At 74.0% G+C, this 13637-nt stretch carries 10 protein-coding genes; 7 read left to right on the top strand and 3 right to left on the bottom strand.

The features are described 5' to 3' along the window. Positions 1-213: 213 nt before the first annotated feature. Together ACZ6Z8_RS21800 and ACZ6Z8_RS21795 are read right to left on the bottom strand one after the other, a co-directional pair. Positions 214-2034, bottom strand: coding sequence for a hydroxysqualene dehydroxylase (locus tag ACZ6Z8_RS21800; RefSeq protein WP_465611707.1), 1821 nt, complete (start codon positions 2032-2034; stop codon positions 214-216). 59 nt (positions 2035-2093) lie between these two features. Beyond that, positions 2094-2918: an MBL fold metallo-hydrolase gene (locus ACZ6Z8_RS21795; protein WP_465611706.1), complete on the bottom strand. Its 825-nt coding sequence runs from the start codon at positions 2916-2918 to the stop codon at positions 2094-2096. 106 nt (positions 2919-3024) lie between these two features. Here ACZ6Z8_RS21795 and ACZ6Z8_RS21790 point away from each other — a divergent pair, with 106 nt between their 5' ends. The 6 genes from ACZ6Z8_RS21790 to ACZ6Z8_RS21765 all read left to right on the top strand — a co-directional run bounded on the left by ACZ6Z8_RS21790 (position 3025) and on the right by ACZ6Z8_RS21765 (position 11105). Then, on the top strand, positions 3025-4185 hold the full coding sequence (locus ACZ6Z8_RS21790) for a carboxylate-amine ligase (protein ID WP_465611705.1): 1161 nt from the start codon (positions 3025-3027) through the stop codon (positions 4183-4185). 149 nt (positions 4186-4334) lie between these two features. Further along, positions 4335-4946 carry a hypothetical protein gene (locus ACZ6Z8_RS21785; protein WP_465611704.1) on the top strand — a complete coding sequence of 204 codons (612 nt, stop codon included), beginning with the start codon at positions 4335-4337 and terminating at the stop codon, positions 4944-4946. A gap of 285 nt (positions 4947-5231) precedes the next feature. Further along, positions 5232-5858 (top strand): MerR family transcriptional regulator, encoded by a 627-nt coding sequence (locus tag ACZ6Z8_RS21780; protein WP_465611703.1) that lies wholly within the window; start codon positions 5232-5234, stop codon positions 5856-5858. Positions 5859-5865: 7 nt separating this feature from the next. Further along, positions 5866-8022, top strand: a complete 2157-nt coding sequence (locus ACZ6Z8_RS21775; protein ID WP_465611702.1) for a hypothetical protein — start codon at positions 5866-5868, stop codon at positions 8020-8022. Further along, positions 8019-8729 carry a helix-turn-helix domain containing protein gene (locus ACZ6Z8_RS21770; RefSeq protein ID WP_465611701.1) on the top strand — a complete coding sequence of 237 codons (711 nt, stop codon included), beginning with the start codon at positions 8019-8021 and terminating at the stop codon, positions 8727-8729. Before ACZ6Z8_RS21775 ends, ACZ6Z8_RS21770 begins: the two co-directional genes overlap by 4 nt. Before the next feature lie 78 nt (positions 8730-8807). Next, positions 8808-11105, top strand: a complete 2298-nt coding sequence (locus tag ACZ6Z8_RS21765; RefSeq protein ID WP_465611700.1) for a helicase associated domain-containing protein — start codon at positions 8808-8810, stop codon at positions 11103-11105. A 37-nt stretch (positions 11106-11142) separates the two neighbouring features. On the opposite strand, the gene ACZ6Z8_RS21760 is transcribed toward ACZ6Z8_RS21765, so the two are convergent. Beyond that, a complete protein-coding gene (locus ACZ6Z8_RS21760) occupies positions 11143-12726 on the bottom strand; it encodes a serine/threonine-protein kinase (protein WP_465611699.1) in 1584 nt (527 codons plus the stop codon). A gap of 142 nt (positions 12727-12868) precedes the next feature. Here ACZ6Z8_RS21760 and ACZ6Z8_RS21755 point away from each other — a divergent pair, with 142 nt between their 5' ends. Further along, on the top strand, positions 12869-13384 hold the full coding sequence (locus tag ACZ6Z8_RS21755) for a GNAT family N-acetyltransferase (protein ID WP_465611698.1): 516 nt from the start codon (positions 12869-12871) through the stop codon (positions 13382-13384). The last annotated feature ends 253 nt before the right edge of the window (positions 13385-13637 follow it).

Below are 13637 nucleotides of genomic sequence, written 5' to 3'. Positions count from 1 at the left end.
TCGTTCACCGGCCGCGGCCCGGGCAACTCGGTTTCCGCGCCGCCGGAGGACTGCCTGTGCAGTTGGTCGCACCTTTCGCCGCACCTTCGCCGGGCCGAAGGGCCGGCATGTCGTCGACGGTGACCTGCCCGAGTTCTGGCAGCTCCCGAATCGGGGGAGGCGCCCCGCAGCGGTTCTCCCGCAACCGGGGCGGCCAGTCCGTGCCGCCCGCCGTCAGCCCAGGTCGAAGGCGTTCGGCAGCCCCCGGCGGTAGCGGCCCTCGTCCTGCTGTTGCAGGGCGGCCAGCTCCGGCGGCCGGTACAGCGGCCACACCGTGCAGCGCGGGGCCGGTGAACCGTCCGCGTCGAGCAGGGCGTTGACCGCCCGGCGGGCGGATTCGTTGGCGCCCTCCATGGTGGCCAGGTCGATGTCGGTGGCGACGTAGTCGCCGGCCAGGAAGAGGTTGGGCACGGCCGTCGCGGCGGACGGACGGTTGTCCAGGGTGCCCGCCGGGTGGATGAGCAGCTGTTCGCGGTTGGCCGGGGCCGGGCCGCCGAGGCCGGTGACGGCCGGGTCGATGAACCAGGTGAGCAGGTCCGCGTCGTCCAGGACGCGCCGGCCGCCGCTGTTGAGGGAGTCCTTGAGCTGGGCCCAGGTCTCGCGCACCACTTCCTCGCGGGTGCACTTGAGCGCGGGCTTGCCGTAGACGATGCCCGGGGCGTCCCACTGGGAGACGATCGCCGAGAGGCAGTCGGCCGCCCGCCCGTCGCCGTAGTCCCGGCGGAAGTCGCGGTCGGGCCAGAACTGGGCCTGGCCGATGCAGGTGATCGCCCAGGGGGAGTCGACCAGGTCGACGTGGCCGTGCACGATCGGGGTGCGGCTGCGCAGGTAGAACTGCACGCCGACCATCCAGTCGGTGCGCAGCCGGTCGCAGCGCGCCAGTTGGGGGTCGGCGGAGCGCAGGGCGGGGCCCCAGGTGGTGCGGGCGTGTTCGACCGGCATCGCGCTGACGTAGTGGTCGGCCACGACGGGGGTGGCCGAATCCCGCAGCCGCACCCCGGTGATCCGGCCGCCCTCGTACAGCAACTCCTGGACGTCTGCGCCGAGTTCGAACCGCACGCCGAGGGAGCGCAGCCGGGTCTCCCAGGGGCCGATCCAGGCCTCGTCGGTGGGGGCGTTGAGGACGCGGTCCGGTTCGCCGTCGTTGCCCCGGCCCAGGATGTTGTAGACGAAGGCCTGGAAGATCCGGGCGACGGTGCGGGTGCTGGCCTCCTCGGCCTTGGTCGCGACGATGTTGCGGGTGACGCCGACGCCGAGCAGCCGCTGGTAGTCGTACGACATCTCCTCGGCCCGGATGAACCGCCACCACGGGACGCGTTCCCACTGCTCGCGGCGGCGCAGGTCGCAGCTGGTGAAGTGGACCAGCAGCCGGTTGGCGAAGTACGCCGCCTCGGTGGCCGGCAGGTGCAGGGCGGTGTCCAGCAGGCCCGTCAGCGTCTGGAGCAGCGCGTCGGGCAGCAGTTCGCCGAGCACCGGCGGCGCGGTCACGGTGCGGAACGGCAGCCGCAGGGCCGGTCGCCCTCCGGCGCGGGGGAGCAGTTCCTCGGTGGCGTTCACCAGGTTGTCGTGGACGGTGCGGCCGGGCGTGCCGGTGGGCAGCGGGATCCGGCGCAGGGTGTCGGGCAGGTTGCGGTAGAAGCCGGGGAAGAAGCGGAAGCCGTGTTCGCCGGGCAGTGGCCGCCGCCCGCCCCGGGCGGTGCCGGGCACGTCCATGCTGCGGGCCTTGCCGCCCAGCGCCGTGTTGCGCTCGTAGACCGTCACCCGGTAGCCGCGTTCGGCCAGTTCCTGCGCCGCGCTCAGTCCGGCGACCCCGCCGCCGAGCACGGCGACCCGCCGTCCCGGCTGTCCCGGCGCTTCCTCGGCCCGTCCTGCCGCCCGTGCCCGCGCCGCCCCGCTCCCGGTGGGGCCGAGGTCGAGGCCGAGACCGGCGGCCGCCCCGGCCGCCCCGGTGAGCAGGGCGCGCCGGGTGTGCGCGGCCGTTGTGATCGTTCGCATGTCCCGTCAACGAGCCGGTGCGCGCGCGGGCACGGCCGGGGGCGCCGCCGCGGGCGGGGTCAGCCGATCGGTGGTGCGAGGTACTCCAGCGCGTAGCCGTCGCCGCCGGGGCCGGGACTGACGCGGGCGATGCCGGGTGAGTCGAGGTGGGCGCCGGCCACGAAGTGGTGGGGGCGGGTCAGGCGTTCGAGCAGGGCCGCCCGTGCGGTGCGGGCCTGGGACCGGTCGCCGTCGAGCTCCCAGGTCACGTCCGGCCGGTCGAACTGGAGGGTGGGGACGTGCACGGTGTCGCCCCAGACGAGCAGGTGGCCGGCGTCGCTGCTGATGTCGTAGACGGTGTGGCCGGGGGTGTGGCCAGGGGTGGGCAGCGCGGTGGCCCAGTCGTTGATCGCGGTCTCCTGCGACACGGGGACGACCCGGTCGCGGACCGGGTCGAGGCGCCCGGTGAACACCTGGGTGTCGCCCGCGCCGATCCACACGCGCTCCAGGGCGGTGAACGCCTGCGAACCGTCCGGTGCGATCAGGCCGCTCACGTGGTCCTGGTGCCGGTGGGTGATGGCCACGTCGGTGAGGCGCGCGCGGTCGATGCCCGCTTCGTCGAGCGCGTCGTGGAGCAGTCCCATGGTGGGCTCGTGCCAGACGTCGGACGCGCCGGTGTCGACGAGCAGCGAGCGCGTGCCGTCGGTGACGTGGAAGGCGTTGACCGACAGCCGCAGGTTGCCGCCGGCCAGCGGGACGGCGGCCGGCAGCGCGTCGAGCGCGCGCCCGTCCTGGCCGCGCAGCCGGGTCGGCGGCAGGTCGAGGTACCCGTCCCGCAGCGAGGTCACCCGCAGGCCGCCGAATTCGAACGTGGCATGGTGCCGGCCACGGGAGAGCAGACGCATGGAACCTCCGTCGGGTGGGACGCACGGGCGTGTCTCGTGAAGAGGATTCTCGTCGAGGACGGCTCCCCGGGATGACACCGCCGGCCGCACGGGGGAGCGTGGGCTGATGGACGACACGACTGAGACGAGTTCCCGGCGGTCCGCGCCCGCACCGCCGGCGAGCGCCGCCGGGGTGCCGTCGGTCGGGGTGGAGGAGGAGCTGTTCCTGGTGCGCCCCGGCACCGGCGCCGTGGTGGGCGCCGGCCCGCGGGTGGCGGCCCTGGCCGCGCGGGAACTGGGGGACCTGGTGGCCGGGGAGTTCACCGACCTGCAGGTGGAGGTGCGGACCCCGCCGTGCACGGACACCGGGGAGCTGCACGCCCACCTGGTGCGGGCGCGGCAGGCCGTCGCCGCGGCCGCGGCGGGGGAGGGCCTGCGGGTCTGCCCCTCGGCGACCCCGGTGATCGGGGGCTCCCACGCCCCGGTGGGCGATCACCCCCGCTACCGGGCCGGCGTGGAGCTGTACCGGTCGCTGATGGACGACTTCGCGGTCAGCGCCCTGCACGTCCACGTCCTCCTGCCGGACCGCGAGGTGGCGGCCCTGGTCGGCAACCACCTGCGGCCGTGGCTTCCGCTGCTCGTGGAGATGACCGCGAACTCCCCGTACTTCGACGGCCGGGACACCGGCTACGCGAGCTGGCGCACCGTGACCCGCCTGCGGATCCCGGCCCTGGGTCCGCCCCCGTACGTCGAGTCCTTCGACGACTACCGGCGCACCACCGCGCAGCTGGCCGCGGCGCGCGTGGTTCCCTTCGCCGACCTGCCGTTCTGGGACATCCGCCCGCACCCCCGCCTGCCGACCATCGAGGTGCGGTCCATGGACGTTCCCCCGGACCCGGCCGACTCCGCCGCCGTGGCGGCCGTCGTCCGCGCCCTGGTGGACACCTCCGCCCGCCTGGTCGAAGGCGGCGACCCCGGCCCGCGGCTGAGCTCCGACCTGCTGCGCGGGGCGTACTGGTACGGCACCCGCGACGGCTGGACCGGCACGGGCCTGGACGCGCTGTCCGCCACCATGCTGCCCGCGCCGGAACGCGCCCGCCGGCTCATGGACCACATCGGCGCCGCGCTCCAGCGCTTCGGCGACCTCGACAGGGCCGCCGCCTTCTTCGACAGGCTCGCCGCCCACGGCACCGGGGCGCACCGCCAGCGCGCCGCCCACCGCACCGGAGGCCTGCCCCACGTCGTCGCCGACCTGACGGCCGACTGCGCCGCGCCGACCACGGAGTAGTCACGCTCCCGGTACTCAGTGATACCGTGTAGCGGTACTCGGTACCACGTAGTACCGGCCGCGGCTGGAGCGGGGCATCCGCAGGACGTCCGGAGGGCGGGCGCCGGGGTGCTCCGGATGATCATCGAACAGGGGCAAGGGAAGTGGACGTGACCACCGAGCGGATGCTGGACCGGCTCGCCACGCTGATCGGACCGCCGCCGCAGGGCGTGGTCCCGGTCCCGTGGGAGCTCGGGCCCGAGGTACTCGGCTTCCAACTGCCCGCGGACTACCGGGCGTTCGCCGACCGGTACGGGACGGTCAGCATCGGCGACGAACTGCACGTCTACACACCGTCGCAAGCGCCCGGTCCCCAGGCCGGGCAGCCGGCCGGCTTCGAGGGGTTCCTCTCCTGCACGACCGAACCGTACGGATACTGCAGCACGCTGGCCCGGGCCTACCGGGACGGGGACCGCGACGAGTGCCCGTACCCGCTGTTCCCGGCCGAGGGCGGGCTCCTGAACTGGGGCAACAACTGGGACTGCGACCACTTCTTCTGGCTGACGCGGGGCCCGGACCCGGACCGGTGGCCGGTCGCGGTCAAGTTCCACTCGATGCGGGAGTGGGACCTCTTCGAGGGCGGCTTCCTGGAGTTCCTGCTGGCCGCGGTGACGGAGCAGTACCCGTACCACGCGGACGTCGTTCCCGGCGGGATGAGGCAGCTCGGTGACGGCCGCGCCTATCGCCCCCGGGGCGACTGGTCGAAGCAGCTCTGGCAGTGAGCCCACGCCCCGGTCGACCGCCGGCTCGGGCCGCCCGCGCCGCCCGCGCCGCCCGCGGCAGCCGGGCAGGCCGGGGCTTCGGGGAACGCCCGAGGGAGCCGGCGTGGCCCTCGGGCCCCGCTCCGGTCACTCCACCAGGTCGTCGGCGACGGGACGGAGTCGGCGAGCAGAGCGCCGGTGCCACCACCCCGGTACCCCTCGCCGCGCCGAGCCGCCGCCGCAGGGGGCGTAGAGTCACCCTAGCGTTTCACTTTAGATGAATAGGCGTGGGTGGTGGGTGTGTTCGTGACGACCGGTCAAGCCGGGACGGCCCTGGGATGCTCGATCCCGACGGTGAAGAAGCTGATGGCCACCGGCCTGGTCCCCGGTGTCCGCGACACCGGCCGGCAGGTGTTCCCGCTGGCCGCGCTCCAGGCGCTCCAGGCCCGGCCCGCCGCCGGCCTGACCGTGCTCGGCACGCCCGAGATCGCAGTGCTGCGCTCGGACGCCCCGACCCGGGTCGAGGAGCCGGACCGGGAGTGGATCGGCTTCGGCACCGCGCTGGACGAGACGCAGCTGCTGGCCGCGCTGTCCGGCTGGTGGCGGTGCGACCCGGCCCGGGTCGCGGCCGGCGCCGTGCTGCCGGTCACGGTCGCCGGGTTCGTCGTCGCGGTGCTGACCGGCCTGGCCGAATGGGAGTCGGACGGCACCGTCGGCACGACGGGCCGCTACCGCTTCCCGAAGGCGCGCCTGGCCGGCTACCTGAGGGACCTCACCGCCCCCGCCAACGCCGCCACCCCCACCGACCCGCAGGACACCCGCCTGGCCGCACTGCTGCTCGGCACCCGCCTGCACTCGCTCTCCGGCGGCCCGATCGCCTACGTCCCCACCCACCCGGCCACCACCGACCAGCTCGACACCGAGGGGGAGTGACCCGCTGATGGACCGCAAGACGTACACCGCCGAGCTCGCCTCTCTGCGCGAGCTGCGCACCGAGATCACGGCCGCCGAGAAACAGATCGCGGCCGCGCAGAAAGAGCTGGACAAGCTCACCGCCCAGCGCGCGCGCCGGGTCGCCGGGCTCGCCGGGTACGAGGGTGCGAAGGCCGACGCCGTCGCGAAGGCCTCCGGCCTGTCGGTCGGCGACGTCGTGCGGATCGCCCCGCTGCTGGACCCGACGCCGGCCGCCGTCCGCGCCGCCAAGGCCGACGACCGGCCCGCAGCCGCCGCGCCGCCCGAGGCGCCGAAGGCCGAGCCGGCCGCCGAGTCCGTGAGCGCCCTCGCCCCGGCACTGACCCGCCCCGCCGCGCCCGAGCAGCCGACCCCGGCCGCCGAGGCGCCGGCCGAGGCCGACGACCAGGCCGTCGCCGCCGCCACCCCGGCCGCTCCGGCCGCTGTCGGGCCGCGCGAACTGCCCACCCTCCCCGACGGCCCGGCCGGCGCGCGGTTCGAAACCGTGACCACCGGCCTGGCCTCCAAACGCCCGAACTTCACCCAGCAGGCCCGCTCCACGGTGTTCCTGGACGCCGCCACCGGCGACCTCGCCGTACGCGACCGCGTGGTGCGCCTCGACCTCGGCGCCCGCACCCCGGGCGAGATCCTGGACTCCGTCCTGGCAACCGCACCCGGCACCGAGCGCATCTACATCACCGCCGGCGCCCCGTGGCACGACGGCGCCGAGCGGTACTCCACCCTCAAGGACGCCGTCGCCGCCTGGCTCAACACCCCCAGCGAGCGGTGGACCACCGCCGTCGGCTCCGGCCGCGACAAGCTCGCCGGGCACTTCGTCCACCAGCGCCAGCCCGTCGGCCGCTACGCCCCGGCCGCCGCACCCGACAGCGGCAGCACCGAGATCCGCTCGATGGGGGAGTGGTTCGACCCGGACGGCGCCGACGTCGTCACCTGCCGCCAGGCGTTCACCCTGCTGTGGCAGGCACTGCGCCGCCACTGGGACGACGCCGTGCTCATGGGCTCCCCGTCGCAGACCGGCCGGGACCTGTGGTCGCGCACCATCCCCACCACCGGCAAGTGGGCCGGCGGCTACCCGGTCCTGTCGGAGGAACTGCGCGCTCTGCTGCACGCCACCGGCGGCCAGGGCCGCACCGAACTGATCCTGCCGCCCCAGGTGCCGCAGCAGCTTCCGGCGCTGGTGGAGTACGACCGCACCTTCGCCTACGCCAAGCACCTGTGGAAGTCCCCGGTGGGAACCCCGCGCCGCATCACCGCCGCCGCGTTCGCCGCGATGACCGAGCAGGAGCAGACCAAGGCCCTGATGTCCTGCTCCCACTGGAACGTGCGCGTCACCGTCCCGCAGGGCTGGCAGCACGTCGGCCTGCTCCCGGCCCCCGTCACCGGTGACCGGGCCTGGATCTACCCCTCGCAGCCCGGCGCCACGTTCACCACCTGGGCCGGCGGCGCGGAGATCCACCTCGCCCTGTCGAACCACATCGCGCCGTGGCGGATCGAGGTCCTCGACGGCCTGCTGTTCGAGGACGGCAAGCCCCTCGACGAGTGGGGCAAGCGCCTCAAGTCCGCCTGGGCGGACCTGACCAACCTCTCCCGCGCCCACGCCGACGAACGCCAGCGGCAGGCCGCCTACCTCGCCTCCCGAGCCGTCCGCTCGGTGCTGCTGTTCGGCCTCGGCGGCTTCGCCCAGCGCCCCCGCCTGGTCTCCGGCACCACCCCCGCCGGCGAGACCCTCCCCGCCGGGGTGGAGATCCTCGGCCAGGACGACGAGGTGGTGACCTGGCAGCGCCAGGCCGGCTTCTCCCGCGACCCCTACGCACACCCCGAGTGGGCCGCCTACGTGTGGTCCGGAGCCCGCGCCGCCCTGCTGGACATGAAGTACCGCCAGGGCAAGGAGGTCATCGCCTCCGCCGGTGCCCTGCACGCGAAGCCCGGCACGGTCGTCTACTTCGGCACCGACGGCATCGCCCTGACCGAACGCCAGCCCTGGCCCTACCGGGGCGAGCCCGGCGACTACCTCCTCAAGGGCCACCTCACCGGCCCCGTCGAGCACCCCACCACCCAGGAGCAGTACCTCGGGCTCCGCGCCCTGGGCCGCGCCGAACTCGCCGAGAAGGGAACCGACCAGTGAGCCCGGCCGACCCGACCCACCCGAACGAGGCCGCGAGGCTGACCCAGCAGCTGATCGACCAGGGCTTCACCAAGCGCCAGGTCGCCAGAATGCTCGGCCGCGACGCCTCACTGGTCACCCAGTTCTTCACCAAGGGCAAGGGCAAGGCGTTCGTCGGCGCGCTGCGCCAGCTCGTGCGCGCGGTGCGCGCCGGCGAACGCGACACCGAGACCCTGACCGGGATCGCCCGCGAGAACGTCGAGCGCCGCCGCACCAGGACCGGCCACAAGGCCCGGGTGCGGGGCAAGGACGTCGTCGGCGCGCCCGGCGAGTCGATGGCCGGCCGCGCCGGGAAGCAGGCCATCAAGTCCGGCGCCTCCCACCTCGCCCCGATCGTCCACGAGACCGGCCAGGCCGGCGGCCGCCTCGCCTTCACCGTCCGGATGAGGGCCAACCAGTACACGATGTCGGCCGGCTCCACCGAGGACTCCCCGGGGCTTCGCCGCGGCTTCGTCCCCCGCGCGGACGGCACCGAGGAGCGCACCTACGGCTCCGCCTCCACCGGCGGCTTCGACGCCGCCGAATGGTCCCGGCGCGTCGCCGACCACCACGGCGACGTCACCGAGGCGATGAAGGCCTGGCTGGTGGAGACCGGCCGCGCCGTCGAGGACGCCGACATCCAGTACCTCGAAGTCCGGGCCTGGGTGCCACCCCAGCAGCAGCAGTAGAGTCCGCCCCTCCCACAGCCCCGCCCCCCACCCGCCCCGCCGACTCGGCCTCCGAGCCTTCGAAGGAGAAGCACCGCCGTGGAGACCACCACCGTGGCCGGCCCTGAGAAGGCCGTCCCGGCGCAGCCGACCGGCGCCACCGCCAACCCGCTGCCGCTGCACCGGTTCCAGAAGGACGCCGTGGCGGCCGCGGTACGCGCGGTGAAGGACGGCGGCCGCGCGACCGTCGTCGCGGCGACCGGCTCCGGCAAGACCCTCATCGCGGCCGCCGGCGCCCGCCGCCTGGCCGCGCGCGGCCGGGTGCTGGTCCTGGTCCCGACCATCGAGCTGCTGGAGCAGACCGCCGAAGCCTGGTCACTGCGGGGCGCACGCCGAGGCCTGGCGGTGGCGGCCTGCTCACGCGAGGAAGCACTGGAGAGCGCGGAAGCCGGCGGCCGGATCCGCGCGCAGGTGTCGACCCAGGCCGCCCGGATCGCCGACCTGGTCACCTCCGTCAAACCCGGCGAACCGGTCACCGTCTACACCACCTACGCCTGCCTGGAACGGATCGTCCAGGCCCACCGCGACTTCGGCCTGCCCCCCTGGGACCTGGCGGTCATCGACGAGGCCCACCGCACCGCCGGCTCGGACGCCAAGGCGTGGGCCGCCATCCACGCCGACGACCAGGTCCCGACGAAGCGCCGCCTGTACTTCACCGCCACGCCGCGGATCGTGGACGAGGCCCGGGTGCCGCGCGAGGTGGCGGACGTCGCCGAAGGCACGGTCATCTGCTCGATGGACGACGAAACCGTCTACGGCACCACCGTGTTCACCTGGACCCTCGGCCAGGGCATCGAGCACGGCTACCTCGCCGACTACCGCGTCCTCGTCCCGGTGGTCACCGACGAGGACCTGCGCGACCTCCTCAACCTCCCCGCGGTCGCCGACCTGCGCTCCCAGCGCACCAACGAGGACCTGCTGCGCCTCGCGTTGCAGACCGCGGTACTGCGCGCGGTCGCCGACCTCGACCTGCGCCGCGTGATCACCTTCCACTCCCGGGTGACCTCGGCGCGGGAGTTCGCCGCCGACCTGCCCGCGGCGGCCGCGCTGCTCCCGGACGCGGACCGGCCGGAGCGGATCTGGGCCAAGGCGGTGGCCGGCACCGACCGCCTGCGCGACCGCCGGGCCGCGTTCGCCGAGTTCAAGGCCCACACCGGCGAGGACGGCGAGGAATGCGGCATCCTCTGCAACGCCCGCCTCCTGTCCGAAGGCATCGACATCGCCGCCGTCGACGCGATCTGCTTCGCGGACCCGAAGTCGTCCGTCATCGACATCGTCCAGGCCGTCGGCCGCGCGCTGCGCCAGTCCTACCGGCAGGGCAAGGTCTCCTGGGTCATCATCCCCGTCTACCTCCCCACCCCGCTGGCCGGCGACGACACCGCCACCGCGGACCCGGCCGAGGTGAAGGACGCCGGTGAGGCCGTGAAGGCGCAGGCCGACACCGAGATCGAGACCAGCTCCTTCCGCACGATCTGGCGGGTCCTGCGCGCCCTGGCCGCGCACGACGCCCGGGTGGTCGGCCGCATCACCGAGCTGCGCTCCCACCGCGCCCAGCCCGCCCCGCACACCACCGAAACCTCCGAGGGCCAGGCGGCCGAGCCCGGGGAGGGCGAGCAGCCGCCGGCCCCGGCCCAGTCACCGGTCGAATGGCTCAAGATCGACGCCCGCCGGCACGCCGCCCGGATCCTCCAGAGCGTCAAACTCCGCGCCTTCAACCCCCGCGCGAGCGAGTGGCAGCGCATGCACGCCGTCGCCACCGCCTTCCACCTCCAGCACGGCCACCTCGACCCCACCGACAGGACCGAGCACGCCGAGCTGATCTCCTGGCTCACCCGCCAACGCCACCTCAACGGCCAACACCTGCTCGATGCGGCCCGCGTCAGCGAACTGGACGCCCTCGGCATGATCTGGTCCAAGCACGCCGGCGCCTGGGAACGCGGCTACGCCTACGCCCGCGCCTGGGCCGCCCACCACGGCCACCTCGCCATCCCCGCCACCGCGAAGCTCGACCACTACGCGGTCGGCGCCTGGATGCGCCGCCAGCGCAAGGCCGACAACCTCAACCCCGACCAGATCGCCAAGCTCACCGCGCTGGACGAACTGTGGCGCCTGGAACCGGACTGGAACCGCTCCTACCGCCGCCTGCTCACCTACCTCGCCGCCGGCGGCACCCTCACCGGCCCCGCCAACCGCACCGGCCTGGGCGACGACCCCGCCTTCCGCCCCGGCACCTGGCTGCGCAAGCAGGCGAAGGCCCGCACCGACGGCAAACTGACCGACCAGCAGACCGCACTCCTGGACGCGCTCACCCGGCACGCCGAGACCGTCACCGGCTGACGACCCCGACGACGAACCGTCCTTCGGAGGAAGCGTGTCAGCCGAACGCCAGTGAGGTGTTGACGTTCTCGTAGACGGTGTAGTCGGCCTTCTGGCCGTCGCTCTGCTCCTTGTCGTAGCCGCTGACGGTGACGGTGAGGTGCAGGACGTGGCCGTCGTGGGTCATGAACTGCTCGACGGCCTTGTCGTTCGGGTTCTGGGCGATGCACGGGTAGGGCTCGTCGGCCTTGGTCGAGTAGTCGTACTCGATGACCGAGGCGTTGACGCCGCCGCCGTGGAGCATCGACTGCGGGCCGTGCACGGGTGTGACGAAGAAAGGATCCGGAATGGCGTTGCAGTTCGGCGGCCTGCCCTGACCGGTCTTCACGCTGTCGAGCCGCTTCTGTGCGGAAGCCCGGGGGTCCTCGGTGCTCCTGCCCTCGTCGCGCAGGTCGATCTGGATGCGCCCGTCGGGGCTGGCCCAGGCGGCGTCGTCGCTGCCGACGGAGGCCGTGTAGTCCTGCGGCACCGCGACGGCGAAGCCCAGCGACGCCACCTGCTGCGCCTTGTAGCCGGCGGGGACGTTCGCCGGGCTCGGCGTGCCGGCGGGCCACAGTGCCCAGGTGGTGGCCGCGGCGACGACGGCGACGACGGCGAGGGCCGCGGTCGCCGTGCGCCGCTTCGTGCCGGTGACGGCCGCGGTGGCAGTGCGCAGCCGCAGGGTCAGCGCGGCAGGAACAACGGCCGTGCGGGCCGGTGCGTCGAGGACGGTCGGCGAGGGCGGTGCGGGCCGGGTGGCCGCCGCCGCGGCCGCGGCGAGCTGGAGCTGGGCCTGGGCGGCGGTGGGCCGGCGGGCGGGGTCGCGCTCCAGCAGGGACATGATCGGCGCGGTCAGTGCTCCGCTGCGCCGCGGTTCGGGCACGGGATCGGTGAGGATCGCGGCCAGGGTGCTCTGGGGGTGCTGCCTGCGGTAGGGGTGGAGGCCTTCGACCGCCTCGTAGAGGAGCACGCCCAGCGCCCACAGGTCGGCGGGCGGGCCGGGACGCTGGCCGATCGCGCGTTCGGGGGAGAGGTAGGGGATGGAGCCGACCACGACGCCGGTTCGGGTCAGGTCGGTGCCGCCGTCGATCTGGGCGATCCCGAAGTCGGTGAGGACGGTCTCGCCGGTGCGGGTGCGCATGATGTTGGCCGGCTTGATGTCCCGGTGCACCACCCCGGCGGCGTGGACCGCGGCCAGCGCGGCGGCGATCTCGCGGCCGATCTCGGCTGCCTCGCGGACACTGAGCGTGCCGGCGGCCAGGACCGCGTCCAGGCTCTCGCCCTCGATCAGCTCCATCACCAGCCAGGGACGGCCGTCGACGGTCTCGATGTCATGGACCCGGACGATGTTCGGATGCCGCAGGGCGGCGGCGGCCTGCGCCTCGCGTTCCATCCGCCGGAAGCGCTCGGCGCGTTCCCGGTCGTCGACGCCGTCGGGGAACACGGGTTCCTTGAGCGCGACCTGGCGACGCAGCCGTTCGTCGGTGGCCCGCCACACCGTGCCCATACCGCCGCGCCCGAGGCGTTCGTGCAGCCGGTAGCGGCCGCTGATGAGCATGCCCGTCGTGGCGGTGCCGTCCGCCGTTCCCCCTGGATCGGTCATGACGGATATCTTGGCGCAGCCCGCGCGGACGGCCAATCCCCGGTTCCTGCCGGCCCGGTGCGAATGCCCGACCGTGCGGCACGGGTCCTCGCAGTTCCCGGAACCGGGCGCATCCTGCGGGACGGAGGACTACCGTGCCACCATGCCAGCCGACCACGCCTTCGCCGTCCGGCCCGGAACCGCGTCCGACATCGAGCAGGCGCTGACAGTCATCAGCACTGCCGACGCGTGGCGAAGCGGCCGACCGCCCGGCGGGCAGGCGAGCCGCGACCGCGCGCGCCGCAGACTCGCCGGCCCGGACGCGTTCTTCTTCGTCGCGCACAGCATCGAGGGCGAGATGATCGGCCTCGCCGCCGGGATGAGCGGCCGCCACGGCCGCGGCACCGGCCCGGTGATCGCCGGGCTGTGCCACATCAGCATGGTCAGCGTGAAACCCGGGCACTGGGGCCGGGGAGTGGGCAGGAAACTCCTCCAGGCCCTGCTCACCCACGGCTGCGGCCACGGCTACGACCGCTTCCAGCTGTTCACCCACACCGACAACGTCCGTGCCAGGCGCCTCTACGAAGGCCTGGGCTTCACCACGACCGGCCAGGAGGGCGTGTCCGACGAGGGGGAGAACATCGTCCACTACCTGTGGCTTCCCCGGCAGCTCCCCTGACACCAGAGCGCCGCACCCCCTACCGCCTCGGCCTCAGCGATGCGACGGATCTCCATGCGGCGATCCTGACAGCTCTCCAGATCAGGGACGGCCCACCGAACAAAACCGGGCCCCAAGACCTCCCGTCTGTCAGAGACCTCGCCCCGAGGGGACCCCTAGACGACCTGCCCGCCTACAGCCCCCACCTGAAGGGCAGCATCGAGAACCTGAACCGCAACGCCACGCGGATGCTGTTCGCCGCCCTGCCCGGCCA

The organism is Kitasatospora sp. NPDC101108 (assembly GCF_055584725.1).
The sequence above is the reverse complement of the archived record's forward strand: the minus strand, read 5'-3'. Positions and strand labels throughout refer to the sequence as shown.